The organism is Pseudomonas sp. 10B238, from assembly GCF_000970615.1.
Lineage (GTDB): Bacteria > Pseudomonadota > Gammaproteobacteria > Pseudomonadales > Pseudomonadaceae > Stutzerimonas.
The window spans coordinates 249,854-272,650 of the sequence record NZ_KQ033930.1; the positions used below are offsets into that span (position 1 = coordinate 249,854).

General features: G+C 59.9%; 22 protein-coding genes and 1 pseudogene. 6 read left to right on the forward strand and 17 right to left on the reverse strand.

The features are described from left to right. Positions 1–55 precede the first annotated feature (55 nt). The 6 genes from fliJ to fliE are packed head-to-tail and all read right to left on the reverse strand — an operon-like array spanning position 56 to position 5,807. Positions 56–508, reverse strand: a complete 453-nt coding sequence (fliJ, locus tag RT21_RS08000) for a flagellar export protein FliJ (protein ID WP_082082132.1) — start codon at positions 506–508, stop codon at positions 56–58. A 3-nt stretch (positions 509–511) separates the two neighbouring features. Further along, positions 512–1,870 (reverse strand): flagellar protein export ATPase FliI, encoded by a 1,359-nt coding sequence (gene fliI / locus RT21_RS08005; protein ID WP_046162305.1) that lies wholly within the window; start codon positions 1,868–1,870, stop codon positions 512–514. Next, on the reverse strand, positions 1,860–2,648 hold the full coding sequence (gene fliH / locus RT21_RS08010) for a flagellar assembly protein FliH (protein ID WP_046162306.1): 789 nt from the start codon (positions 2,646–2,648) through the stop codon (positions 1,860–1,862). Before fliH ends, fliI begins: the two co-directional genes overlap by 11 nt. Before the next feature lie 17 nt (positions 2,649–2,665). After that, entirely contained in the window at positions 2,666–3,682 is a 1,017-nt protein-coding gene (fliG, locus tag RT21_RS08015; protein ID WP_045425720.1) for a flagellar motor switch protein FliG, read from the reverse strand. After that, positions 3,675–5,462, reverse strand: a complete 1,788-nt coding sequence (fliF, locus tag RT21_RS08020) for a flagellar basal-body MS-ring/collar protein FliF (RefSeq protein ID WP_045425717.1) — start codon at positions 5,460–5,462, stop codon at positions 3,675–3,677. Before fliF ends, fliG begins: the two co-directional genes overlap by 8 nt. Before the next feature lie 15 nt (positions 5,463–5,477). Next, complete coding sequence (gene fliE, locus RT21_RS08025; protein WP_046162307.1) at positions 5,478–5,807, reverse strand: flagellar hook-basal body complex protein FliE; 330 nt, start codon at positions 5,805–5,807, stop codon at positions 5,478–5,480. Positions 5,808–6,107: 300 nt separating this feature from the next. On the opposite strand from fliE, the gene RT21_RS08030 reads away from it, so the two are divergent. After that, complete coding sequence (locus RT21_RS08030; RefSeq protein ID WP_046162308.1) at positions 6,108–7,304, forward strand: benzoate/H(+) symporter BenE family transporter; 1,197 nt, start codon at positions 6,108–6,110, stop codon at positions 7,302–7,304. 14 nt (positions 7,305–7,318) lie between these two features. Here the strand turns inward: RT21_RS08030 and RT21_RS08035 are convergent, their stop codons facing one another. After that, positions 7,319–8,080 carry an SDR family oxidoreductase gene (locus tag RT21_RS08035; protein ID WP_046162309.1) on the reverse strand — a complete coding sequence of 254 codons (762 nt, stop codon included), beginning with the start codon at positions 8,078–8,080 and terminating at the stop codon, positions 7,319–7,321. Positions 8,081–8,294: 214 nt separating this feature from the next. Here RT21_RS08035 and RT21_RS08045 point away from each other — a divergent pair, with 214 nt between their 5' ends. Next, positions 8,295–9,299 (forward strand): NADP-dependent oxidoreductase, encoded by a 1,005-nt coding sequence (locus RT21_RS08045; protein ID WP_046162311.1) that lies wholly within the window; start codon positions 8,295–8,297, stop codon positions 9,297–9,299. 44 nt (positions 9,300–9,343) lie between these two features. Here the strand turns inward: RT21_RS08045 and pyrF are convergent, their stop codons facing one another. After that, positions 9,344–10,039 (reverse strand): orotidine-5'-phosphate decarboxylase, encoded by a 696-nt coding sequence (gene pyrF / locus RT21_RS08050; RefSeq protein ID WP_046162312.1) that lies wholly within the window; start codon positions 10,037–10,039, stop codon positions 9,344–9,346. Positions 10,040–10,199: 160 nt separating this feature from the next. Here pyrF and RT21_RS23215 point away from each other — a divergent pair, with 160 nt between their 5' ends. After that, positions 10,200–10,367 (forward strand): DUF2897 family protein, encoded by a 168-nt coding sequence (locus RT21_RS23215; protein WP_019340304.1) that lies wholly within the window; start codon positions 10,200–10,202, stop codon positions 10,365–10,367. Positions 10,368–10,506: 139 nt separating this feature from the next. Beyond that, positions 10,507–13,086 (forward strand): bifunctional diguanylate cyclase/phosphodiesterase, encoded by a 2,580-nt coding sequence (locus tag RT21_RS08055; RefSeq protein WP_046162313.1) that lies wholly within the window; start codon positions 10,507–10,509, stop codon positions 13,084–13,086. Between the two features lie 13 nt (positions 13,087–13,099). Here the strand turns inward: RT21_RS08055 and RT21_RS08060 are convergent, their stop codons facing one another. The 7 genes from RT21_RS08060 to RT21_RS08090 form a co-directional block, all read right to left on the reverse strand. Next, a complete protein-coding gene (locus tag RT21_RS08060; RefSeq protein WP_046162314.1) occupies positions 13,100–13,609 on the reverse strand; it encodes a hypothetical protein in 510 nt (169 codons plus the stop codon). A 21-nt stretch (positions 13,610–13,630) separates the two neighbouring features. Further along, on the reverse strand, positions 13,631–15,061 hold the full coding sequence (locus tag RT21_RS08065; RefSeq protein WP_046162315.1) for an aminotransferase-like domain-containing protein: 1,431 nt from the start codon (positions 15,059–15,061) through the stop codon (positions 13,631–13,633). Positions 15,062–15,175: 114 nt separating this feature from the next. Beyond that, complete coding sequence (locus RT21_RS08070) at positions 15,176–15,982, reverse strand: OmpA family protein (RefSeq protein ID WP_046162316.1); 807 nt, start codon at positions 15,980–15,982, stop codon at positions 15,176–15,178. Next, the gene (locus tag RT21_RS08075) at positions 15,979–16,278 is read right to left on the reverse strand and encodes a DUF4398 domain-containing protein (RefSeq protein WP_046162397.1); all 300 of its coding nucleotides are present in this window, start codon (positions 16,276–16,278) and stop codon (positions 15,979–15,981) included. The genes RT21_RS08070 and RT21_RS08075 overlap by 4 nt, the downstream gene beginning before the upstream one ends. A 48-nt stretch (positions 16,279–16,326) precedes the next feature. Beyond that, on the reverse strand, positions 16,327–17,151 hold the full coding sequence (locus RT21_RS08080; RefSeq protein ID WP_046162317.1) for a substrate-binding periplasmic protein: 825 nt from the start codon (positions 17,149–17,151) through the stop codon (positions 16,327–16,329). Between the two features lie 126 nt (positions 17,152–17,277). Then, a complete protein-coding gene (locus RT21_RS08085; RefSeq protein WP_046162318.1) occupies positions 17,278–18,207 on the reverse strand; it encodes an electron transfer flavoprotein subunit alpha/FixB family protein in 930 nt (309 codons plus the stop codon). Continuing rightward, positions 18,208–18,957, reverse strand: a complete 750-nt coding sequence (locus RT21_RS08090) for an electron transfer flavoprotein subunit beta/FixA family protein (RefSeq protein ID WP_045425680.1) — start codon at positions 18,955–18,957, stop codon at positions 18,208–18,210. A 330-nt stretch (positions 18,958–19,287) separates the two neighbouring features. Between RT21_RS08090 and RT21_RS08095 the strand changes: the two genes are divergently transcribed. Further along, positions 19,288–20,943 carry an electron transfer flavoprotein-ubiquinone oxidoreductase gene (locus tag RT21_RS08095; RefSeq protein WP_046162319.1) on the forward strand — a complete coding sequence of 552 codons (1,656 nt, stop codon included), beginning with the start codon at positions 19,288–19,290 and terminating at the stop codon, positions 20,941–20,943. Between the two features lie 218 nt (positions 20,944–21,161). Here RT21_RS08095 and RT21_RS08100 read toward each other — a convergent pair whose 3' ends face one another. Further along, positions 21,162–21,371: a cold-shock protein gene (locus RT21_RS08100; RefSeq protein WP_014852307.1), complete on the reverse strand. Its 210-nt coding sequence runs from the start codon at positions 21,369–21,371 to the stop codon at positions 21,162–21,164. Between the two features lie 215 nt (positions 21,372–21,586). Beyond that, a pseudogene (locus tag RT21_RS08105) lies at positions 21,587–22,102 on the reverse strand (ABC transporter); the annotation flags it as partial. 153 nt (positions 22,103–22,255) lie between these two features. Between RT21_RS08105 and RT21_RS08110 the strand changes: the two are divergent. Continuing rightward, a complete protein-coding gene (locus RT21_RS08110) occupies positions 22,256–22,732 on the forward strand; it encodes a YqhA family protein (protein WP_046162321.1) in 477 nt (158 codons plus the stop codon). Positions 22,733–22,797: the final 65 nt, after the last annotated feature.

The following is a 22,797-nucleotide window of genomic DNA, read 5'->3' on the forward strand; positions in this document are numbered from 1 at the left end:
GCTAATGTAAAGAAGCTGATGAAGATTTAGCACCCTAAGCCCAGCGCAGCAAGCCTCAATCCTGTTTAGGGCGACTCGAGAGTCGCTGGGAAAATTCGTCCAGCAGTTTTTGCTCTCGCTTGTCCGCCGCGATCCTTGCCTCTTGCAGATAACGCTCGACCAGCCTGCGCAGTCCGTCGAGCCGCGCTCGTCGCTGCTGCCATTGTTCGCGCAGCTTGTCGAGGTTGTTGCGATGCCAATCCAGGCTGCGCTGCTGCTGCCCGATGGCGGATTCGAGTTGGGAGAGAAAACGTTGGTAGTTCATCAGCCATTGGCCGGACACGCCCTGGCTGCCTTGAGCCATCCACTGCTGCTGGTAATCGGCGAAGTATTGCCGTAACTCGCCCAGCTTGGCTTCGGCCTGGGCAACTTGCGTCTGGCCCTGGCCAAATAGCTTAGCGGCCTCTCGCTCGGCACGCTCGGCCATATCGATCACCGGCGCCAGGCGCGCCGCTCGGCTGGCTGGCAAGGATTAGCCTGCGGCCTTGGGATTGAATACGTTGGCCAGCAGCGCTTCGCTCTGGGCCAAATGCTCGGCTTCGTCCAAACCCTGCCGAAGGTAGCGAACCATCTCCGCCTGTCGGGCGATGGCGAGGTCGGTTTCCGGATCGCCTCCCGGCACGTACGCGCCGACGCTGATCAGATCGCGGCTCTGCTGAAAACGCGACCAGAGCTGTTTGAAGCGCTGGGCATTGCGCATATGTTCAGCGCTGACCACCTGCGGCATGACCCGGCTGATTGAGGCCTCGATGTCGATGGCGGGGTAATGCCCCTCCTCCGCCAACCGGCGAGACAACACAAAATGGCCGTCCAACACCCCTCGCGCGGCGTCGGCGATCGGGTCCTGCTGATCGTCGCCCTCGGACAAGACAGTGTAGAACGCCGTAATCGAGCCGCCGCCCTCTTCCGCATTGCCGGCGCGCTCCACCAGGCTGGGAAGCTTGGCGAACACCGATGGTGGATAACCCTTTGTCGCAGGCGGCTCGCCAATGGCCAGGGCGATCTCGCGCTGTGCCTGGGCGAAGCGGGTCAGCGAGTCCATCAGCAGCAGGACGTTCTTGCCCTTGTCGCGGAAATACTCGGCGATGCGCGTGCAGTACATGGCGGCTCGCAAGCGCATCAAGGGCGCGTCATCCGCCGGCGAGGCGACGACAACCGAACGCTTGATGCTTTCTTCGGTGAGAATGTTCTCAATGAACTCTTTTACTTCCCGGCCCCGTTCGCCGATGAGCCCGACGACGATGATGTCGGCCTCGGTGAAGCGCGTCATCATGCCGAGCAGGACCGACTTACCCACGCCGGTGCCGGCGAACAGCCCCAGACGCTGCCCGCGGCCGACGGTCAGCAAGCCGTTGATGCTGCGGATACCGACATCCAGCGGCTCGCTGATGGGGTGGCGCTTGAGTGGGTTGATCACCGGGCCGTCCATGGGGACCCAGTCCTCGGCTTTCATTCCGCCCTTGCCGTCCAGTGCACGGCCAGCACCGTCCAGCACGCGCCCCAGCATCGAGGTCCCCATGGGTAGACGCCCGGTATTGGCCAAGGGCACCACGCGCGCGCCGGGGGCGATGCCCGCTAGGCTGCCGACCGGCATCAGGTAAAGCTTGCCACCGGAAAACCCCATCACCTCAGCTTCGACCTGGGTCGGATGGTAGCTGTCTTCGTTGATCACCAGGCAGCGGCTGCCGACCGCAGCACGCAGGCCTTCGGCTTCCAGCGTCAGCCCGACCATACGCAACAACCGACCCTCGAGGATCGGTTGGCTGGGAAGCTTGATCGCCTCGCCGTAGGTTTCGAAACGCTTGGCGAAGCTGGTTCGTTCAAGGCGCATCGGCTGGCCCCGCGCCCGATCCGAGATCAAGATGCAGGTCAGCCTCGGGCGGGCTGGTGGCGTTTTCCCGCTGCTGTTCGAATAGCTGACTGATCGCCTGGCCCAGGCGCGTTTCGACACTCGCGTCGATACGGCTCTGTTCAGTCTCGATCCGGCAACCGCCCGGCAGCAGATCACTGTCTTCGACAATGCGCCAGGTCTCTTCGTGGCGCTCGCGCAGCGCTTTGACCAAGTCGAAATCCTGCGGGTTGATGTAGATGCGCACGTTGCTGGCCCCCATGGGCAACAGCTTGAGCGCTTCGCGCAGCACCTGGCGGATCTGGCTGGAGTCGATCAGCAGGTCGCGCTGAATGACTTCGCGCGCCAGTTGGCTGACCAGTGTGACCATCGCGTGTTCGAGGTTTCGATCCTGATCGGCGATGGGTTCGAGCAGCTGCGTCATCAGCTTTTCCAAGCTCTCCAGCTTGGGGTTCAGCGCCGCCTCGGCTTCTTGCCTGGCCTTGAGCTGACCGGCGTGAAAGCCATCCTTTTCGCCCGTACTGAAACCTTCGTTGTAAGCCTCCTGACGAATGGCCTCGAGCTCGTCGAGCGTCAGAGGTTTGACTTCCGCGATCGGCACGTCTTCGCTGCGTGACAAGTCCTCGTCTTCAACCGGCTCCTCGCCAATCTCTGGGTCTTCCGGTGCCGCACCCAGAGGGTCGAAGCTCGGTAAGGCCCAGCGATCGAAAACGTTGACGTCTTTCGCGCGGATCACATCGCTGGGGTTTTCCTTGGACATTCAGTTTCAGTGCCTTGCTAGACCATTTCCTCGCCGCCTTTGCCACCGAGCACGATTTCTCCGGCTTCGGCCATGCGGCGAGCGATAGTGAGAATTTCCTTCTGGGCGCCTTCGACTTCGCTGATGCGCACCGGCCCTTTGGCTTCCAGATCGTCACGCAGCAATTCGCCGGCGCGCTTGGACATGTTCTTGAAGACCTTCTCCTTGATCGCTTCATCGGCGCCCTTGAGCGCCAGAACCAGCACATCGGAGGATACTTCGCGCAGCAGCACTTGAATGCCCCGGTCGTCGACATCGGCAAGATTGTCGAACACGAACATCAGGTCCTCAATCTGCGACGACAGATCTTCGTCGACATCCCGGATGGCGTCCATCAGCTGACCTTCAACGGAGCTGTCGAGGTAGTTCATGATGTCCGCGGCGCGCTTGACGCCCCCCAGCGTTGCCCGCGTGGTATTGGCGTTGCCGGAGAACTGTTTCTCAAGGATCAGGTTCAGCTCCTTCAGCGCGGCGGGCTGCACCGTGTTGAGCGACGATACGCGCAGGACGATGTCCAGCCGCACCTTGTGGTCGAAGTGAGAGAGCACCTCGCCAGCCTGATCGGGGTCCAGATAGGCCACCACAATCGCCTGGATCTGCGGGTGTTCGTAGCGGATCACATCGGCAACGGCACGCGGCTCCATCCACTTCAAGCTGTCCAGGCCGCTGGTATTACCACCGAGCAGGATGCGGTCGATCAGGCCACCCGCCTTGTCCTCACCGAGGGCCTGCGTGAGCATCTTGCGGATATAGCCGTCCGAACCCACTCCAAGGCTGGTCTGGTCGCCGACGATCTCGACAAACTCCCCCATCACCTGTTCGATCTGGTTCTTCTGCACGTTGCGCAATTGCGCCATTGCCGTGCCGACCTTCTGGACTTCCTTCGGGCCGAGATGACGCAGCACCTGCGCCGCGTCGGCCTCGCCCAGCGAAAGCAGCAAGACCGCCGCCTTGTCGATTTTGTTCAGCTTGACCGGAACTCGAGCATCACTCATCTGCGTTGATCCACTCTTTGACGACCTGAGCCACCCGGCCCGGATCTTCTGCTACCAGATTCTTGATGGCATTCAATTGCGCATCGTATCCCTCGGTCGGGCTTGGCAGCATGATGCTCTGCGGCCCGCTCAAACTGACTCGATCATTGGACAGCGCCCCGTCGATGCCTTCCATGTCACCGAGCTCGGCATCACCGCCCACTGTTTGCAGCTCCTTGCTCTTGCCGGCGTTGGTCAGGTTGTTCAGCACGGGCCGCAGCACGCCGAACACCAGTACCAGGATGAACAGGACACCGAGCACCTGCTTGACGATGTCCCAGAACCACGGCTGCGAGTAGAACGGACTTTCAATAAAGGTCTCGTCGAGCGAGTCAGCGGCGAATGGCGCATTGATCACACTGACGCTGTCACCACGGCTTGCATCAAAACCGACCGCGTCCTGTACCAGCCGGGTGAAGCGCGCCAGTTCTTCGGCGGTGCGCGGTACCCGAGTGGTGGTGCCGTCAGCGGCAATGGTCATCTGGTCATCGAGCACCACGGCAACTGACAGCCGACGCAGGCGTCCCTGTTGCTGCTTGGTGTAGCTGATCGACCGATCCAACTCATAGTTGCGGGTCGCCTGCTCACGCTTGTCTGCCGGATACGGCGCCAACATCGGTTGACCGGTCGCGGGGTCCATGACTTGCTGACCATTGGCATCCAGCAACGGCTGGCCCGAAGCGATAGCACCCGCCGCGCCTGCCTGCCCGGCAACAGCATTCTCGGGCGCAGCAGCGGGTCCCGGTGGTTGATTGCTGAGGGCCCCAGGCACACCTTGCGGGCCGAGGCTGCTCTGACGCTGCTCGCTGACGCTCTGCTCGCTGCGCAGCGCGGGCTGATCGGGGTTGAAGGTCTCGGACGTGGATTCGACTGCACTGAAATCCACATCGGCAGACACTTCAGCCTTGTAGCGACCGCTGCCCAGCACCGGCTGCAGGATGTTGTGCACGCGCTGGGTGTAAAGGCTTTCCATACGACGGCTGTAGTCGAACTGCTTGCCGGCCATGCTCAGCTCGGTCAACTCCTGCTGATCGGATAGCAGGTTGCCCTTCTGGTCGACTACGGTGATCTGTGACTTGGTCAGCTCAGGCACGCTGGTCGCGACCAGATTGATGATCGCCATTACCTGGCTTGGCTCAAGATTGCGGCCCGGATAGAGTTCGACCAGTACCGATGCGCTCGGCTTACGCTCGTCGCGGACGAATACCGAGCTCTTCGGAATGGCCAGGTGGACGCGCGCGCCCTTGACGTTATTCAGACTGGAAATGGTGCGACCCAGCTCGCCTTCAAGACCACGGCGATAGCGGGTCGCTTCCATGAACTGGCTCGTGCCGAGGCCTTGCTCTTTGTCGAGAATTTCAAAACCGATATTGCTGTCGGTCGGAGCGATACCAGCACTGGCCAGCTTCAACCGCGCACGCGCAAGGTCATCGGCCTTGACCAGCAAGGCGCCGGAATTGGGCTCGACCGTGTAGGAAATGTCGGCGGCCGCCAAGGTTTCCATCACCTGGTTGGCATCCATTCCGGCGAGGCTGCCCAGCAATGGCCGGTAGTCCGGCTGCTGCGACCAAAGCACGACTGCAAAACCGATAGCAACGCTCGCCGCCAAACCGACCAGCAGGCCGATCTGCCGCAGCATCGACATTTCAGATAGGTTTTCCAGAAAGGAAAGACCCAGCAAAGGCTTCTTCGGAGCATCCGAACCAACCGGCACCGGGGCATTGCTTAGCGCGTCAGCCATAGTTCAAATCCTGCCTTAGACCGGCATCTGCATGATGTCTTGATACGCCTGGACCAGCTTGTTGCGGACCTGGGTCATGGCCTGAAAGGAAACACTGGCTTTCTGTGACGCGATCATGACTTCGGTCAGATCAATGCCACCCTGGCCCATCTCGAAAGCAGTAGCTAACTGATTGGACGCCTGCTGGGTTTCGTTCACTTTATTGACGGCTTGGCCGAGCATGTCGGAAAAGCTCGCCGCGCCCACTTCTGGAGCCGCAGTCACGGGCTTGGAGCGTGCCATTGCATCGGTCTGCATGGCCCGCATTTCCAGCATCAAGCGATTGAATTCAATACCCTGACTCATCATTCCTCCAACAGCTGCGGTTTTTTTGACGCCTCGCAGCAGGCACAGGAGTAATAGCAACATCGGTGCCAGTGTCCGCACGACCATTCCGATCCGCTGCCGCGCGGGAGACGAACGGCGCCAAGCAGGGTCAGAGCACTGTTACGCTGATCACGCTGCTGGCTGTACCGCGACGCGAAGCGCGCAACCCCCTAGCCTGTCGTGTATCGCTGGCACGATGCGTTGAAGTAGGCCAAGCCCCGGTCCGTCAGCGATTTCGCCCCTGCGTATCCATCCCTGAATCCGGACCCAAAGCTGACGATGACCGCCACCGCCGCCCCGCCTCACCGCCTAATCAAGGACAGCTCGACCTCAACCGTCGTGGCCGGCTTCATTGCCATGCTCACCGGCTATACCAGCTCGCTGGTGCTTATGTTCCAGGCCGGGCAAGCCGCTGGGCTCAGCGGCGGACAAATCTCTTCCTGGATATGGGCGCTGTCGATCGGCATGGCGATTTGCAGCATTGGGCTGTCATTGCGCTACCGGACGCCGGTTGTCATCGCTTGGTCGACGCCCGGTGCGGCGCTATTGATTAGTAGCCTTCCTGGCGTTCCGTACGGCGAAGCGATCGGTGCCTTCATCTTCGCCTCAGCGTTGATCGCGCTCTGCGGGCTTACCGGCAGCTTCGAGCGGCTGATGCGCAAGGTGCCTGCTTCGCTGGCGGCGGCCTTGCTGGCGGGGGTGTTGTTCAACATCGGCAGCGAGATTTTTCGCGCCGTGGAAGTTCAGCCAGTGCTGGTGCTGGGCATGTTCTTCAGTTACCTGCTCGCCAAGCGCTTTCAGCCCCGCTATGCGGTGCTTTCGGCGCTGCTAATTGGCTGCGGCCTGTCGGCAATGATGGGTCTGCTGAACTTCAGTGAGCTGAGCCTGAAAGTCGCGGCGCCGGTCTGGACTACACCGGATCTATCGCTTGCCGAAATCTTCAGTATTGGCATTCCGCTATTCGTGATCGCCATGGCCTCGCAGAACATGCCGGGGCTGGCCGTGCTTCGCGCTGCGGGCTATCAGGTGCCGGCATCGCCACTGATCTCGGTGACCGGCATCGCCTCAGTGCTGCTGGCACCCTTTGGCTCTCATGGCATCCATCTGGCCGCGATCACCATGGCCATCTGCAGTGGCCCGGAAGCACATCCGGACCCGGCAAGGCGCTATACCGCAGCCGTCTGGTGCGGCGTCTTCTATGGCATCGCCGGAATTTTCGGCGCCACCCTGGCTGCCCTCTTCGCATCCTTTCCGGCTGCCCTGGTGTTATCCATCGCAGCATTGGCGCTGCTCGGCTCGATCGGCAGCGGCCTGACCCAGGCCATGCAAACACCGCGTGAGCGCGAAGCGGCGCTGATTACCTTCATGGTGACGGCGTCGGGCTTGACCCTATTCGGCATCGGTTCCGCGCTGTGGGGGTTGGTAGCCGGTGTGCTGACGCTATTGATCGTCAGCGCACCCAAGGGATCGGCCTGAATCGCCGCAGCGAATCAGATTGCCGTGGCACCACCGTCGACCGCCAGCGCGTGGCCGGTGGTAAAGGCCGCACCATCGCTGCAGAGATAGAGCACTGCAGCGGCAATTTCTTCAACCTTGCCTACACGACCTACCGGATGCATGGCAGCGGCAAACTCTGCCTTGCGTGGGTCCGCCTCATAAGCACGACGAAACATGTCGGTATCGATCACCGCCGGGCAGACGGCGTTCACCCTGATTTTTTTCTTGGCGTACTCAATCGCTGCCGACTTGGTCAGGCCGATGACCGCATGCTTGGACGCCGAATAGATGCTCATCTTCGGTGCTGCTCCTAGGCCTGCCACCGACGCCGTATTGACGATGGCGCCGCCGCCCTGTGCAAGCATTAGCGGTAGCTGGTGCTTCATGCACAGCCAGACGCCTTTGACGTTGACCCCCATGATTGCGTCGAACTCGGCTTCACTGCCTTCAGCCAGGCGGCCCTGTTCGATTTCGATTCCGGCATTGTTGAAGGCGTAGTCGATGCGACCATAAGTCGCCACCGCCTGCTCGACCATCGCCTTGACCTCCGCGTCGCGGGTGACGTCACAGCGCACGAATACAGCCTCGCCGCCAGCCTCACGAATGGCTTCGGCGCAAGCCGCCCCGCCTTGCTCATCCACATCAGCCACGACCACCTTCAGCCCCTGCTCGGCGAACGCCAATGCTGTCGCGCGGCCAATGCCTGCCGCACCGCCGGTAACCAATGCAACCTGACCGGAAAAAGACATGCTCATGCTAGATACCCTGATCGATTTAATGAAGGCGCCGAGTCCGAATGTGACTGCAAGCCAAACGCTGGTCATGGTTATACCGCCATCCTTCCCTCCGATTAAGCAGGGGATGGCGATATCACTCACGCGGATGCCAATGCATTCCAGCACGCCCGCCTTGCTTGCAGTGCTGCTCCAGGGAGGCTAAACCAAGGGTTTGCACACACAAGAGGTTTCCATGGACAAGACCAATCGCCAGTTCCTGCTGGCCAAGCGCCCGGTCGGCGCACCTAACCGCGAAACCTTCGAGTACGCGGAAAAACCGCTGGGCGAACTCGGCCAGAACCAGATACTGGTCAAGAACGAATACCTGTCGCTTGACCCAGCCATGCGAGGCTGGATGAACGATGCTAAGTCCTACATTCCCCCGGTCGGCATTGGCGAGGTGATGCGTGCCCTCGGTGTGGGAAAGGTCATCGCCTCCCAACATCCTGGGTTTACCGAAGGCGATTACGTCAATGGCGCGCTGGGCGTGCAGGACTACTTCCTCGGCGAGCCGAAAGGCTTCTACAAGGTTGATCCGAATCAGGCGCCGCTGCCTCGCTACCTGTCTGCACTAGGCATGACTGGCATGACCGCCTACTTCGGCCTGCTGTCTGTGGGTGAGCCGAAAGCCGGCGAAACCGTGGTGATTTCCGGTGCAGCCGGAGCAGTTGGCAGCGTCGCGGGACAGATCGCCACAATCAAAGGCTGTCGCGTAGTTGGGATCGCCGGTGGCGCCGACAAGTGCCGCTTCCTCACCGAGGAGCTCGGATTCGACGCCGCCATCGATTACAAGAGCGAGGATGTGGCAGCAGGCCTGAAGCGCGAATGCCCGAAAGGCGTTGATGTCTACTTCGACAACGTGGGCGGCGATATCCTCGATGCAGTGCTGACGCGCATTGCCGTTGGCGCGCGCATCGTGATCTGCGGTGCTATCAGCCAGTACAACAACAAGGAGGCAGTCAAAGGCCCGGCCAACTACCTGTCGTTGCTGGTCAACCGCGGACGTATGCAAGGCATGGTGGTGATGGATTATGTCTCACGTTATCCAGAAGCCATGAAAGACATGGCTGGCTGGATGCAGAGCGGCGAGCTGAAGAGCAAGGAAGATGTCGTCGAGGGCCTGGAGACTTTCCCAGAGACATTGATGAAGCTGTTCACCGGCGGCAACTTCGGCAAGCTGGTGCTAAAGGTCAGCTGAGCGCGCTAAATCGCCGGTCGCCGCGATGGCGGCCGGCTAGTCGATCACGCCAGTTCTGCAACGACTGCTGCCAACGCCTGAGCTGGATCGGCGGCCTGGGCGATCGGACGGCCGATCACTAGATAATCCGAACCTGCTGTAATCGCCTGCGCAGGGGTGAGAATGCGCCGCTGATCATCCGCTGCGCTGCCGGCGGGACGAATGCCCGGCGTCACCAGCTGCAACCCGGCGAACTGCGCCTTCAATGGTTGCGCCTCCTGGGCCGAACAGACCAACCCATCCAGCCCCGCCTTCTCAGCCAGCCCTGCAAGACGCAATACTTGCTGCTGCGGTGGCAGATCCAGGCCGATGTCAGCAAGGTCTGCCTGCTCCATGCTGGTCAACACCGTAACGCCGATCAGCAGCGGCTTCTGCCCGCTCAGCTTATCCAGCGCTTCCCGGCAAGCAGTCATCATCCGCAGGCCGCCGGAGCAATGCACGTTGACCATCCACACGCCCAGCTCTGCTGCCGCCTTGACGGCCATCGCCGTGGTGTTGGGGATGTCGTGGAATTTCAAGTCGAGAAACACCTCGAAGCCTTTGGCCTGCAAAGCTTCCACCACCGGTGGGCCGCAACGGGTGAACAGTTCCTTGCCGACCTTGACGCGACACAGAGCCGGGTCCAGTTGCCCGGCCAATGCCAGCGCAGCATCACGGGAGGGGAAATCGAGCGCAACGATGATCGGAGTCTGGCAGGGCATGGCACGTTCTCGGCAAAATTCGGCGCGTATTGTCGCAGAAAAACCGGTAACCGGCGGAGCTGCTCAGACGCCCACAAGGCCACACTCTGCCTCGGGTGGCCTAACGCTGCAGCCGGGCGTAAGGTGGTGTACATACCGATCAAGCTACTGGAGAACTCACATGCCTTGGTATATCTGGCTTTTACTGGCTCTCGTAATCGGAACAATCATCGGCGGCTTGCTGATGTTGCGCGCAGGGGCCCGCAAGATTCCGCTGACCGAGGAGCAAAAACAGCGCATCGCTCAGCGTAATGCCGAGGCAGACGCCCAAGACGCTCGGGATCGCTGAACTCAGCCTTGGCTTGGCACCGCGTCCACTCGGCTTGGCGCCCATGAACCGCGCGTCTATAAAGGGCTGCAATCAGCGGCCGCCGATGGCCTTTAGCCATGATTCAGGCCATCATTCATCCTCCCTACAGGATGATTGAATGTCAGCATCTCGCTCCCACACCGACAACCTCGACCCCAACGCTAAAAGCGCGTTCGCTCGTCGCACCCTGCCCGGCATCGCCTGCCTATTGGCGGCCGCGCTTCTGGCGGCTGCGGTTGCCGTTATCCAAATCGCCAGCACTATTGACAGTGATGCGCTTGTGCGGGAGCGCTTCCTGACGGGCAAGGCGTTTGAAGCGCACCAACGCGGCATGAGTCGCCACGTGGCGGATAACGCGTTCTGGGGTGATGCCTATGCCAATCTGAGCAGTCGGGTGAACCTGAACTGGGCATACGAACAGGAAAACCTGGGGCCTTCGCTGTACCAGGATTTTGGCTACGACGCCGTTTTCGTGATCGATCCGGACGGGAAAACCACCTACTCAGTCATTCGCGGTGAACTTGTTCAGGTCGATGCGCAGCAATGGCTCAAGAACGGGCTAAAAACGCTGCTGATCGATGCGCGGATAGCCCTTGAGGATGACGAGACGTCCGCTGGCATACTCACCGCCGAAGGCCATCCGGCCATGGCGACTGCTGCAGTGATGACCACCGGCGGCAGCGATATCGAAGAGCAACCCGGCCCTGCCTCGGTATTGGTCTTCGTTGACCTGATGGACCCCGAGTGGCTGCTTGACCTCGGAGAAGCCTACGCCGTCGAAGGCCTGCGCGTAGACCGCGGCAACGAGCATATCGAGGGTGCACAGGTCGAACTCAACAGGCTCGATGGCTCGCCAGTGCGTTTTACCTGGAGCGTGTCGCAACCCGGTGAATATCTGCTGTGGATCACGCTGCCGGTGCTCGGTGCAGTCACTATCGGGCTCAGCCTGCTGGCCTGGCTGCTGTTGTGCCAGGCACTCAAAACCGTGCGCATCATGGACGCCAGCTACAGGCGTCTGGTGATCAGCCGCACCGCATTGGCGGCCAGCGAAGAGCGTTTTCGTGACGTGGCGGAAGCTGCTTCCGACTGGATATGGGAAACGGACCAGCACGTCCAGCTTACCTACCTGTCAGCCCGCTTCGAGGAAATTACCGGGCATGTGCCTGCGACCTGGATTGGCCGCCCGCTGATCGACCTGCTGGTCACGGATCACGCCGCACTGCAGGAATGGCTGAGCGGTAAACACAACGTGCCGCTGCGTTGCAGCTATCACGCCGCGGATGGATGCGTGCGGTATTGCCGCTTGTCTGCCCGGGAGATCCACGATGGCGGCCGACTTCTGGGATATCGTGGCACTGCCAGCGATGTCACCGAGGAGACCAAGGCACAGGCTCGTGTCCAATACTTGTCTCAGCATGACGCCTTGACCGGCTTGCCCAACCGTAACCGGCTGCGCGATTACCTCGAGAGCAAACTCAATTCGCTGACCACCGCGTCGCGGCTGACCGTTCTCTATATCGATCTGGATCGCTTCAAGCCGGTGAATGACACCCTCGGTCATGGCGCCGGCGACGAGGTTCTTATCGGTGTCGCCAACCGTCTGAAACAGTGCATCCGAGGTGACGATCTGGTCGCCCGCCTGGGCGGCGATGAGTTCGTCATGGTGATGAGCCGCCTACAACACAACGAAGACATCGAGGCGCTATGTGCCCGCGTTGTCGGTGCCATCAGCGAGCCATTCAGCTATGAGGACAAGCAGATCCACATAGGCGCCAGCGTCGGAATTGCTTTGGCGCCTACCGATGCCAGCCAGGCCAGCGAGCTGCTGCGGTGCGCCGACATCGCCTTGTACCAGGCCAAGGCCGACGGGCGTGGCACCTGGTGCTTCTATGGCATTGAGATGGACAAGCGACTGCATGAACGGCGCAGTCAGGAAGACGAGCTGCGCCAAGCGATTGCCGAAGGTCAGTTCGAAGCGTATTACCAGCCCCGTTATCTGAGCGAAGACATGCGTATCAATGGTGCTGAAGCGTTGCTGCGCTGGCACCATCCCAGCCGGGGTCTGCTGCTACCCGAACAATTCATTCCGCTGGCAGAAGAGACCGGGCTGATCGTGCCACTGGGCGAATGGGTGCTGCGCGAGGCCTGCTTCGAGGCGGCAAACTGGAGTGATGACCTGGTCGTATCTGTCAATCTGTCGCCCCTGCAACTTCGCATTGGCGATCTCTACCAGGTAATACTCAGCGCGCTCGGTGATAGTGGCTTGCCCGCAAACCGTCTGGAACTGGAGATTACCGAAACCGCGCTGCTACAGGAAAATGAGAGCACTCTGGGTGTGCTCAATCGGCTGAAATCGCTCGGCCTGCGGCTGGCAATGGATGAATTCGGCACTGGCTACTCATCGCTGAGCAATCTGCGTAACTACCCGTTCGACATGATCAAGATCGACGGCAGTTTCATTGCGGGCATGTCCCTCTCAGTAGAAAACCACTCCATTGTCAAAGCGTTGATCGACCTCGGCCGTGGTTTGCGTATGCGCGTTACCGCTGAAGGTGTGGAAACGCTGGAACAGCTGAACCTACTGCTGGCTGACGGTTGTAGCGAATTGCAAGGGTTCCACATGAGCTATCCGCTGCCCGCGAAGGAACTCAGCGCGTTGCTCAGCAAGGCCCGTCCGGCCGACGAGGCGAAGCCATAATCCGTCAGCACATTCAACGCTTGAGTTCGAAATTGATCTGCGCCCCATCGATGATGGCTTCGTCCTGGGCCATTCCTGGCAAAAGCTCGCCGCTCATCTGCAGCGAGCGAGAGTCCTGACTGGATTCGAACAGCGGCGGAAGCAAACTCAGGGACGTCGGTTCGTCCGCTGGACCGAGGCTTTCGGTCCAATCCTCCGGTAGGCTCAGGTCGAGATCCGGCTCGGGCAGTTCCACCGTCTCCAGCTTGGTCTTTGGCGCAGCGGCGGGTGCAGCCTTGACCTTTGGCGGAGGGGCCGCGGGCTCGGCTGGTGATGGTTCGGGGTTCGCTACCAAAGCCGACTCGGTTTCGATCTCGATGCTCTCCCGGCGATCCCTCGCATCCAGCTTGGGCTCGGCTATTACCGGCGCAGCAGTATCAGGCGTCGAAACAGTGACCTTGGGCGGTACAGGAGGCGCAGGCTGATCCGGAACCTTGTCGCAGGCGCCAAGGAGCGATAGCCCCGCCAGCATCAGCCATCTCATCTCCCACCCTCCTCGTATCAATTAGCTCGATTGTCGGCAAAGCTCTCCAGCAAGCTCACCCAATGTCTTCAATGCTCGCTCCGCCTCGGCCGTCCAGGGCAGCGCGCAGTTGAGCCGCACACAGTGATTGAACTGCTCAGTGTTGCTGAAAATCAGACCCGGCGCGATGCTGATCCCACGCTGCAACGCCTGGACATGCAGATCCTTGGTATTCACCCGGGCCGGTAAACTGACCCAGAGGATGAAACCGCCCGTAGGTCGAGTCATCTGAGTGCCTTCCGGGAAGTAACGTTGCACGGCCAATTGGAAAGCGCTGAGATTCTTCCGGTACTCGTGGCGGATGTAGCGCAAATGGCGGTCATAACCCCCATTTTCCAGATACGCGGCAACGCCCATCTGCGTAACGCTGCAGGCCGAATGCGTGCTGAAGGTCTGCAAACGCTTTATCTCTTCACGGTAGCGGCCAGGAATGATCCAGCCAATACGCACACCGGGTGAAATGGTCTTGGAGAAGCTGGAGCAATAAATCACCCGCCCTTCGGTATCATTGGATTTGAGCGCCCGGATCGATCCTACGTCGAACAACAACTCGCCGTAGATATCGTCTTCGACAATCTGAATGTCGAAATTCGCTGCCAGCTTCAGCAACTGCTTTTGCCGTACGTCGGGAACACTGCCACCGAGCGGATTGCTTAAACGCGCCGTCAGTACCAGCGCCTTGATCGGCCACTGGCTGGCCGCCAGCTGCAACGCTTCAAGGCTAAGCCCGGTATCCGGATCACAAGGGATCTCGATCACCTTGAGCCCGAGCAAATCGGCCAATTGCAGCAAACCGTAGTAACTGGGCGACTCCGCTGCGATCAAATCGCCGGGTTTGGTCAGCACGCGCAAGGACATCTGCAGCGCATCGACGCAGCCGTGCGTAATCACCACGTCGTCAGGTCCGACGACCACGCCCGCGTCGCGCATGCGAATCGCCACCTGCCGGCGTAGCGGCTCGTAGCCGGGGCTGAACATGTAGCTGAACGCCTGCTGACTCTGGAAACGAGTGACCTTGGCGAGCTGTTGATGTAACGCACGAGCCGGTAGATAGTCCACGTGCGGTACGGCGGCACCCAGCGGTATAAGCCCGTCACGGCGCGATTCACTGAGCACCTGATTGATGATGCTGCTGCGGGTGACCAACGTCGGCCGTTCGACCTGAGCGATATCCGGTGTAGGCGCGGTCAGTGCGGGAGTGTGATGAACGTAGAAACCGGATTGCGGACGGGCGCGGATCATGCCCTGGTCTTCCAGATTGGCATAGGCCTGCAGCACCGTCGCGTGGCTGACGTTCAGCTGCATGCTCATTTTGCGCACCGAGGGCACCCGCTCGCCCGGGCGATAGACGCCTCGCCGGATATCGTCGGCGAGCTGGTGTGCAATACGCTGATAAAGCAACAGATTGGTCATTTCGTCCGTCTCCGCCAACTGGACCATAACAGTAGTACAACACCGTTATGCACGACCAATACAGTTATCCGCTAACTCGCCGACACAGTCAGTTACCTTTCTAACCATCTGAGTTCAACGGGGGCTGCTCAGACGTCCTTGCTCGTCAGAAAACAAAATCTCGACCCGCCGATTCTGTGCACGCCCGCGCGCCGACGCGTTCTCGGCGACGCGATGTTGCTCGCCATAGCCGACCACCTCGATACGCCCCGCATCGATCCCCAGGCTTTGCATGAAGTCGCCGACCGTTTGCGCACGCGCCTTGGATAAGGCGAGGTTTTCGGCCGCATCCCCTCGATTGTCCGTATAGCCCTCGATCCGGACCCGCCGCTTGGGATTGAGCTGCAGGAAATGGACGACCTTGAGCAGCGTGCGGTTGGCGGATGCGCCTAGTTCGGCACTGGCCGCCCTGAACAGCACGTCACCCAGGGTCATGACCAGACCGCGATCGGTCTCGGCCGCCGCCAGGCTGACCATCTGATCCTCCAGCCAGCGCCCCTGATGTTGCATGTCGAGCATCCTGGCTTCCTGTACAGCCTGACGTAGACGCTCTAGCTCCATGCTCAGCTGGGTCGCGCGCCTTTGATTCTGTAACTGTTCGCTGTGCTGGCGCGCAATCTCGCTATAACGTTTGCTGAGGTAGGCATAATGAATGACATCCTCTGCGCTGCCCCAGTAGCCAGCGAAGCGCTTTGCGCGCTCCAGTGACTCGCCCGCCCGCATCACGTCCTTGGGCGCATCCTGAAGGATCTGCGGCACTTCACTGATGCTCTGAAAAGTCATGGCTGCGTCTTCCAGCTGTTGCTGCGACTCGTGCGTCGCGCAACCTGAAAGTGCGCCAAGCGCTACCAGCAGCGCGGGTATTAGATAGACCGGCTTCACTGCAACGCTCCCAGCTGTTCTCGCAAGCGCGCGATACGGCGGTGCAACTCCGCCAGCCCCTGCTGACTTTTCTCATTAAGCACGCGGGCCTCGGCAAGTCGCGAGTCAAGTTCGGCTTGCTCGGCTTGCAGGCGTGCCTCTCGATAATGCTCGCTCTTCATCGCTGCCTCCGCAGCCGCCAGTTTCTGCTCAGCCAGTGTCAGATCCGAAGCGCCCAACGAGCGTGCCTGGTTCAACGCCTGCTCGGTAAGTCGCAGCTGTTCAATGGGAGCGGGATCGCTGGCACAACCAACCATTGCGAACAGCACGAGCGTGCCGCAAAGATGTTTTATCAAGTGAAAATCCTACCGTTGCGAATTGCGTGTCGACGCTGACTGCTGCTTCCAGCGCTCGATGTTGTCCACCAGCAGTTGCTGCGGCACTCCCGCGGCTCGCAATTCTGTCATTTTTATCGCCAGCTGTCCGCGTAGCCATGGCCCGTTGCAGGCCGAGTCGTGAGCGACCGCAAAATGCAAACCGCGGATGAAAACCGGTGGGTCCAACCGCTGTATATCGGCTAGCAATCCCTGTCGGGCTGCATATGCAATCAGGCTGTAGCGCTCGTGCAGTACATAATCAGCTTTGCCCGCCAACAGTGCGCTTAGGGCCTTGGCCAGGCTCGGCACCGAGCGCAGATTGAGGTTGTCTTTGGCATAGCTGTCGAATGCACTGCCAAAGCCAGCCGTCGTGACATAAATGCCCGAGCGACCTGCCAGATCCTCCCGATTGGAGTAGAGGAACCCCGGCTCTTGACGTACCCAGGCAGACATCTGCAAGTTAGTGATCGATGGATGGATGAAGTCCAGATAGGCCAGCTCGCTGGGAGACAGTACCGCATCGGCCAGTACGTCCACTCGGCCGCTGCGCACTTGATCAAGCGCCTTCGGCGCGTCACCTGTGTAGAGCACGTCAAGTTTCAAATCGAGCGAGTCGGTAATCTTTTTCAGCAGATCGGCATTCGCACCCACTAGACGCTTGGGGTTTTGCGGATCACGCCAGAGAAAAGGTGGGTTGTCCGCACCGCCAGTCGCGATCAGCCGATCACACTTTGCTGCCGCCGCGTGCGCCGCGAGAGGTGTTGCCAACAACAAGGCGAGCAAGGCGGACATCAGCGGAACGGCACAGCGCATGGAAAACCTCATTGTTCAAAATCGGACAGGCGCCTTCTCGCGCCTGCAGGAATCTTACCATTGGGCAACGCAGCCAAGCGCCCATAAAAAAACCCGCTGCGAGAGCGGGTTTTTCAACCTAGTCGGTCACACCAGCTCTTCAAGCTCTGGCAGGATCTCGAATAGATCGCCAACCAGGCCATAGTCGGCAACCTGGAAGATAGGCGCTTCCTCGTCCTTGTTGATCGCGACGATTACCTTGGAGTCCTTCATGCCCGCGAGGTGCTGGATCGCTCCAGAGATACCGACTGCGATGTACAGCTGCGGCGCAACGATCTTGCCCGTCTGACCGACCTGCATGTCGTTCGGCACGAAACCGGCATCGACCGCGGCACGCGAGGCACCAACGGCGGCTCCGAGCTTGTCGGCCAGCGAGTAGAGGTGCTTGAAGTTGTCACCGTTCTGCATGCCGCGACCACCGGAGACAACGATCTTCGCAGCCGTCAGCTCAGGACGATCAGACTTGGCCAGTTCCTCACCAACGAACGAGGAAATGCCCGCATCGCCAGTACCGGAAACCTGCTCGACAGCTGCCGAACCCCCTTCAGCATTGACCGGATCAAAACCAGTGGCACGCACGGTAATAACCTTGATCGCCGCGCTGGATTGCACGGTGGCAATGGCGTTACCGGCATAGATCGGACGCTTGAAGGTGTCCGGGCTTTCAACGGCGATGATTTCAGAGATCTGATCGACGTCCAGCTTGGCGGCGACGCGTGGCAGGAAGTTCTTGCCGTTGGTAGTGGCAGCAGCCAGTACGTGGCTGTAGTCCTTCGCCAGATCGGCAATCAGCGGCGCTACGTTTTCCGGCAGCTGATTGGCGTAAGCAGCATCGTCGGCGACCAGTACCTTGGAAACGCCTTCGATCTTGGCTGCCGCCTCACCGATCGCAGCGCAACCGGCACCGGCAACCAGCACATGAATGTCGCCGCCGATCGCCTTGGCCGCGGCCACGGTGTTCAGGGTGGCAGCAGCCAGAACGGCGTTGTTGTGTTCAGCGATAACCAGGATAGTCATTTAGATTACCTTCGCCTCGTTCTTCAGTTTCTCGACCAGTTCAGCCACGGACTTGACCTTGATACCTGCGCTGCGTGCGGCCGGCGCTTCGACTTTCAGGGTCTTCACGGTAGAAGTGGTGGTTACGCCGAGCGCGTCCGGCGTCAGCACTTCCAGCGGCTTCTTCTTGGCCTTCATGATGTTAGGCAGCGACGCATAGCGCGGCTCGTTCAGGCGCAAATCGGTGGTCACGATTGCCGGCAGATTCAACGCAACGGTTTGCGCGCCGCCGTCGATTTCGCGCTCAACGTTAACCTTGTCGCCCGACACTTCGACTTTCGAGGCGAAAGTGCCCTGAGCGAACCCAGTCAGCGCACCGAGCATCTGGCCAGTCTGGTTGTTGTCACTGTCGATGGCCTGTTTGCCAAGGATCACCAGCTGCGGCTGCTCTTTGTCGACAACAGCCTTCAGAAGTTTGGCAACGGCCAAGGAATTGAGCTCTTCGCTGGACTCGACCAATACGGCGCGGTCGGCACCCAGTGCCAGCGCGGTGCGCAGCTGCTCCTGCGCAGCGGTCGGACCGATGGAAACCACAACGATTTCGCTCGCCACGCCCTTCTCTTTCAGGCGTACGGCTTCTTCAACAGCGATTTCGCAGAAGGGGTTCATCGACATTTTGACGTTGGCGAGGTCGACGCCGGAGTTGTCCGCCTTGACGCGAACCTTGACGTTGTAATCGACCACTCGTTTGACAGCTACAAGAATCTTCATGGATTCCTCGTTACTCTCCGGTGAATAGAATTTCGCCGAGGCGAACCGAGCCATGCTCAAGGACCGGGCCGCCATTAGCCTTCGGACCTGTTCGGCGAGCACAAAACTGCCCGTATCTTGACTGCAGGCAACAGCTGGGGTCAACAACGCAAATGACCCGTTATAAGCCGCTGTTTCCGGATTCTATCAGGCTTGAGAGAAATTCAAACAAACGTTTGTATTGGACCCTTTCGGGCGTCTATATATAATGCGGCAGCTCGGCTTGGTCAGGGATACGATCCAGCCCTCCACTATCTATAAAACAATCAAGCCTTGAGTAGGAGATAGCCAATGGAACGCGAATACATGGAATTCGACGTAGTCATCGTCGGCGCCGGCCCCGCGGGCCTGTCCGCTGCCTGCCGACTGAAGCAGCGAGCCGCCGATGCCGGAAAGGAAATCAGCGTCTGCGTCGTTGAGAAGGGTTCCGAAGTTGGCGCCCACATCCTATCCGGTGCGGTGTTCGAGCCGCGTGCGCTGAATGAACTCTTTCCCAACTGGAAAGAACTGGAGGCGCCGCTCAACACGCCAGTCAAGCGTGACGACATCTACCTGCTCAAGACTGCCGAAGCTGCTCGCAAGCTGCCCAATGCGCTGGTCCCCAAAACCATGCACAACGAAGGCAATTACATCATTTCGCTGGGCAACTTTTGCCGCTGGCTGGCCCAGCAGGCTGAAAATCTCGGCGTCGAGATCTATCCCGGCTTCGCAGCCCAGGAAGCGCTGATCGACGAGCAGGGTGTGGTTCGCGGCATCCTTACCGGCGACCTCGGCGTGGACCGTGAAGGCAATCCGAAGGAAGGCATGTACACCCCCGGCATGGAACTTCGTGCCAAGTACACCCTGTTCGCCGAAGGCTGCCGTGGTCATATCGGCAAGCAGCTGATCAACCGCTTCCAGCTCAACGCCAATGTCGATCCGCAGCACTACGGGATAGGCATCAAGGAGCTCTGGGACATCGACCCAGCCAAGCACGAGCAAGGTTTGGTCGTGCACACTGCTGGCTGGCCACTGAACGACGACAACACCGGCGGCTCGTTCCTTTATCACCTGGAGAACAACCAGGTCGTGGTCGGGCTGATCGTCGATCTCTCCTACAGCAACCCGTACCTCTCCCCGTTCGATGAGTTCCAGCGCTACAAGCATCATCCGGTGATCAAGCAGTACCTGGAGGGCGGCAAGCGCGTTTCCTACGGCGCGCGGGCGATCGCCAAAGGCGGTATCAATTCGCTGCCGAAGATGGTGTTCAATGGCGGCGCATTGATCGGTTGCGATGCCGGCACCCTGAACTTCGCCAAGATCAAGGGCAGCCATACCGCCATGAAGTCCGGCATGCTGGCGGCAGAAGCGGTAGCGGACGCCTTGTTCGCCGGCCGTGAAGGTGGCGACGAGCTGACCGGCTATGAAGAGGGTTTCAAAGCCAGCTGGCTTTACCAGGAGCTATACGCCAGCCGCAATTTTGGCGCAGCGATTCACAAGTGGGGCGCCGTCAAGGGCGGTGCGTTCAACTTCATCGACCAGAACATTTTCAGCGGTAAGATTCCGTTCACGCTGCACGACACCAAGCCGGACTACGCGTGCCTGAAGACCGCCGCAGAGTCGAAGAAGATCGACTATCCCAAGCCGGACGGTAAGCTCAGCTTCGACAAGCTGAGTTCGGTATTCCTCTCCAACACCAACCATGAAGAGGAGCAGCCAGTTCACCTCAAGCTGATCGATCCGAGCATTCCGATCGAAAAGAACCTGCCGATGTACGACGAACCTGCCCAGCGTTACTGTCCGGCCGGCGTCTACGAGGTGGTGGACAGCGATGACGGTGGCAAACGCTTCCAGATCAACGCGCAGAACTGCGTGCACTGCAAGACCTGTGACATCAAAGACCCGGCGCAGAACATCGTTTGGGTCGCGCCGGAAGGCACCGGGGGACCGAACTACCCCAACATGTGATAAGGCTGCCCTGCAGCTTAGCGAACCCCGCCTCGGCGGGGTTTTGCTTTTTAAGATCCACCACTCCGGCGACTGTGAACGAAACAGCTGCCATCGAGAAGGTCACCAGAGCGCAGCCACCTAGCAAAAAGCCCTGAAAACGAAAAGCCCTGGCCTGGGCCAGGGCTTTGTCACAGTTCCGCTAACAGCCGAAGGGCTGTTTAGCGAATAGCCGGCGGTTACAACCCAGCCACATCCTCCGCCTGCAGGCCCTTCTGTCCCTGGGTGACCGAAAACTCGACCTGTTGCCCCTCGGCCAGAGAGCGGTGGCCTTCGCCACGAATCGCCTGGTAATGCACAAACACATCCGCACCACTGCCACGCTGGATGAATCCATAACCCTTGGCATCGTTGAACCACTTAACGGTTCCGGTTTCGCGCTCAGCCATCCTACTTCTCCAACTCGATTCTTATTATTCCCGCTCGGGGATCAACGGACAGGCGTGATCTTCTTAGAATCAACGCCAGCGCCAAATATAGCGCAGCGGCCATGACAAGTACGTTTCTGGCGTTCGCCGGCGCATCAGCGTCGGCCCGATTGGGGTCGGGGCCTCAGCACGCAACACAAGCCAAGCAAACCGCCAGGCCAGCCAGCTCGCCACGCTCATACTGATCGGCGCCTGCGCCAGAACCACAGCAGCATCCCGAGCGTGAGTATCAGCGGCACCAGACCGATATTGAAGAATTTCAACCCCCGCCCCAGCGCCTCGATGTCCGCGTTGAGCTGGTAACGCACCTCACGCAATTCCTTGCCAATGAGCAGCTTCTGCTGCATGAAATCCTGCAACGCGGCCTGTTGCTCAGCCGTCAGCTGTACAGCTCCTTCGGCGTCCGGCTCCTGCAGCTCGGCAAGTTGTGCCTCGGTGGCAGCCAGACGCTGCTGCAGCACTTCTTCCTTCTCACGAAAGCGATTCTCCGCCTGGCGCTGTAAGTCCTCGACGACTGTAAACGGGCGAGCGAATCGACCTCGTGAGCGCACGCTGATCAAAGCATCGGTGCCAGACAGATTGTCCAGTGCATTGATCACGAAGGTGCCGTTGTCTGCCCAGGGCTGGGGCATACGCTGGCCAAAAAAAATTTCGATTTGCACCCGCATACGATCGGCAAGCAGGTCGGTATCCACGTGAGGCGAGACCGGCCCAATGCGCGCCGAAATATAAGGAGAGCCGCAGCGCTATTGCAACCGGGCCGGGCGGGCGTTCGATATCTTCATCGCAGTTTCGCGACTTGCACTAGCCTCAAGCGAAGCAACGAGAAACGCGGAGCTCACGACATGATCGAACGAATCTTTCGCAGCAGCCGCTTTCTGGTACTGGTTGCCGTTGCCACGACGGCGGTCTCTGCCGTGCTGCTGTATGGGGTCAGCCTGAACACCATGATTCACCTGCTGCTAGAGCTGACTCAGCAGTTTCCTAGCAGCGCGAACGACAGCAAGAGTCTCGCCGTAAAACTGTTAAAGCTGCTGGACCTCCTGCTGATCGCGATCACCTTTCAGCTGATTGCCATCAGCCTGTACCGACTTTTCGTCAAACCACTGCCCGCAGAACAAAGCGCCTCTCTCGGGCCGCTGGACATCAGATCTTTCCATGACCTGAAGAAGACCCTGATTCAGGTCTCGGTAGTGATCATCGTCATCCTGTTTCTTGAGCATGCGGTTGAAGTGGGCGCGCAGCTGGAAACACTGTATTTCGGAGCGGCCGTAAGCCTGGTGGTGTTCTCGGCCGTCTACGCATGGAAAAACATGAGGTGAGCCGAGCCGGCGATAACAGCGGTTTTGAATGACAACACGCTCCCTCTACCCGACGCGTCAGCACA

Excerpts from the sequence above, each read along its gene's own strand:
- fliI (WP_046162305.1), bottom strand. The coding sequence starts at position 1,870 with ATGCGCCTTGAACGAACCAGCTTCGCCAAGCGTTTCGAAACCTACGGC.
- fliH (WP_046162306.1), bottom strand. The coding sequence starts at position 2,648 with ATGTCCAAGGAAAACCCCAGCGATGTGATCCGCGCGAAAGACGTCAAC.
- fliG (WP_045425720.1), bottom strand. The coding sequence starts at position 3,682 with ATGAGTGATGCTCGAGTTCCGGTCAAGCTGAACAAAATCGACAAGGCG.
- fliF (WP_045425717.1), bottom strand. The coding sequence starts at position 5,462 with ATGGCTGACGCGCTAAGCAATGCCCCGGTGCCGGTTGGTTCGGATGCT.
- fliE (WP_046162307.1), bottom strand. The coding sequence starts at position 5,807 with ATGAGTCAGGGTATTGAATTCAATCGCTTGATGCTGGAAATGCGGGCC.
- RT21_RS08030 (WP_046162308.1), top strand. The coding sequence starts at position 6,108 with ATGACCGCCACCGCCGCCCCGCCTCACCGCCTAATCAAGGACAGCTCG.
- RT21_RS08035 (WP_046162309.1), bottom strand. The coding sequence starts at position 8,080 with ATGAGCATGTCTTTTTCCGGTCAGGTTGCATTGGTTACCGGCGGTGCG.
- RT21_RS08045 (WP_046162311.1), top strand. The coding sequence starts at position 8,295 with ATGGACAAGACCAATCGCCAGTTCCTGCTGGCCAAGCGCCCGGTCGGC.
- pyrF (WP_046162312.1), bottom strand. The coding sequence starts at position 10,039 with ATGCCCTGCCAGACTCCGATCATCGTTGCGCTCGATTTCCCCTCCCGT.
- RT21_RS23215 (WP_019340304.1), top strand. The coding sequence starts at position 10,200 with ATGCCTTGGTATATCTGGCTTTTACTGGCTCTCGTAATCGGAACAATC.
- RT21_RS08055 (WP_046162313.1), top strand. The coding sequence starts at position 10,507 with ATGTCAGCATCTCGCTCCCACACCGACAACCTCGACCCCAACGCTAAA.
- RT21_RS08060 (WP_046162314.1), bottom strand. The coding sequence starts at position 13,609 with ATGAGATGGCTGATGCTGGCGGGGCTATCGCTCCTTGGCGCCTGCGAC.
- RT21_RS08065 (WP_046162315.1), bottom strand. The coding sequence starts at position 15,061 with ATGACCAATCTGTTGCTTTATCAGCGTATTGCACACCAGCTCGCCGAC.
- RT21_RS08075 (WP_046162397.1), bottom strand. The coding sequence starts at position 16,278 with ATGGTTGGTTGTGCCAGCGATCCCGCTCCCATTGAACAGCTGCGACTT.
- RT21_RS08080 (WP_046162317.1), bottom strand. The coding sequence starts at position 17,151 with ATGCGCTGTGCCGTTCCGCTGATGTCCGCCTTGCTCGCCTTGTTGTTG.
- RT21_RS08085 (WP_046162318.1), bottom strand. The coding sequence starts at position 18,207 with ATGACTATCCTGGTTATCGCTGAACACAACAACGCCGTTCTGGCTGCT.
- RT21_RS08090 (WP_045425680.1), bottom strand. The coding sequence starts at position 18,957 with ATGAAGATTCTTGTAGCTGTCAAACGAGTGGTCGATTACAACGTCAAG.
- RT21_RS08095 (WP_046162319.1), top strand. The coding sequence starts at position 19,288 with ATGGAACGCGAATACATGGAATTCGACGTAGTCATCGTCGGCGCCGGC.
- RT21_RS08100 (WP_014852307.1), bottom strand. The coding sequence starts at position 21,371 with ATGGCTGAGCGCGAAACCGGAACCGTTAAGTGGTTCAACGATGCCAAG.
- RT21_RS08110 (WP_046162321.1), top strand. The coding sequence starts at position 22,256 with ATGATCGAACGAATCTTTCGCAGCAGCCGCTTTCTGGTACTGGTTGCC.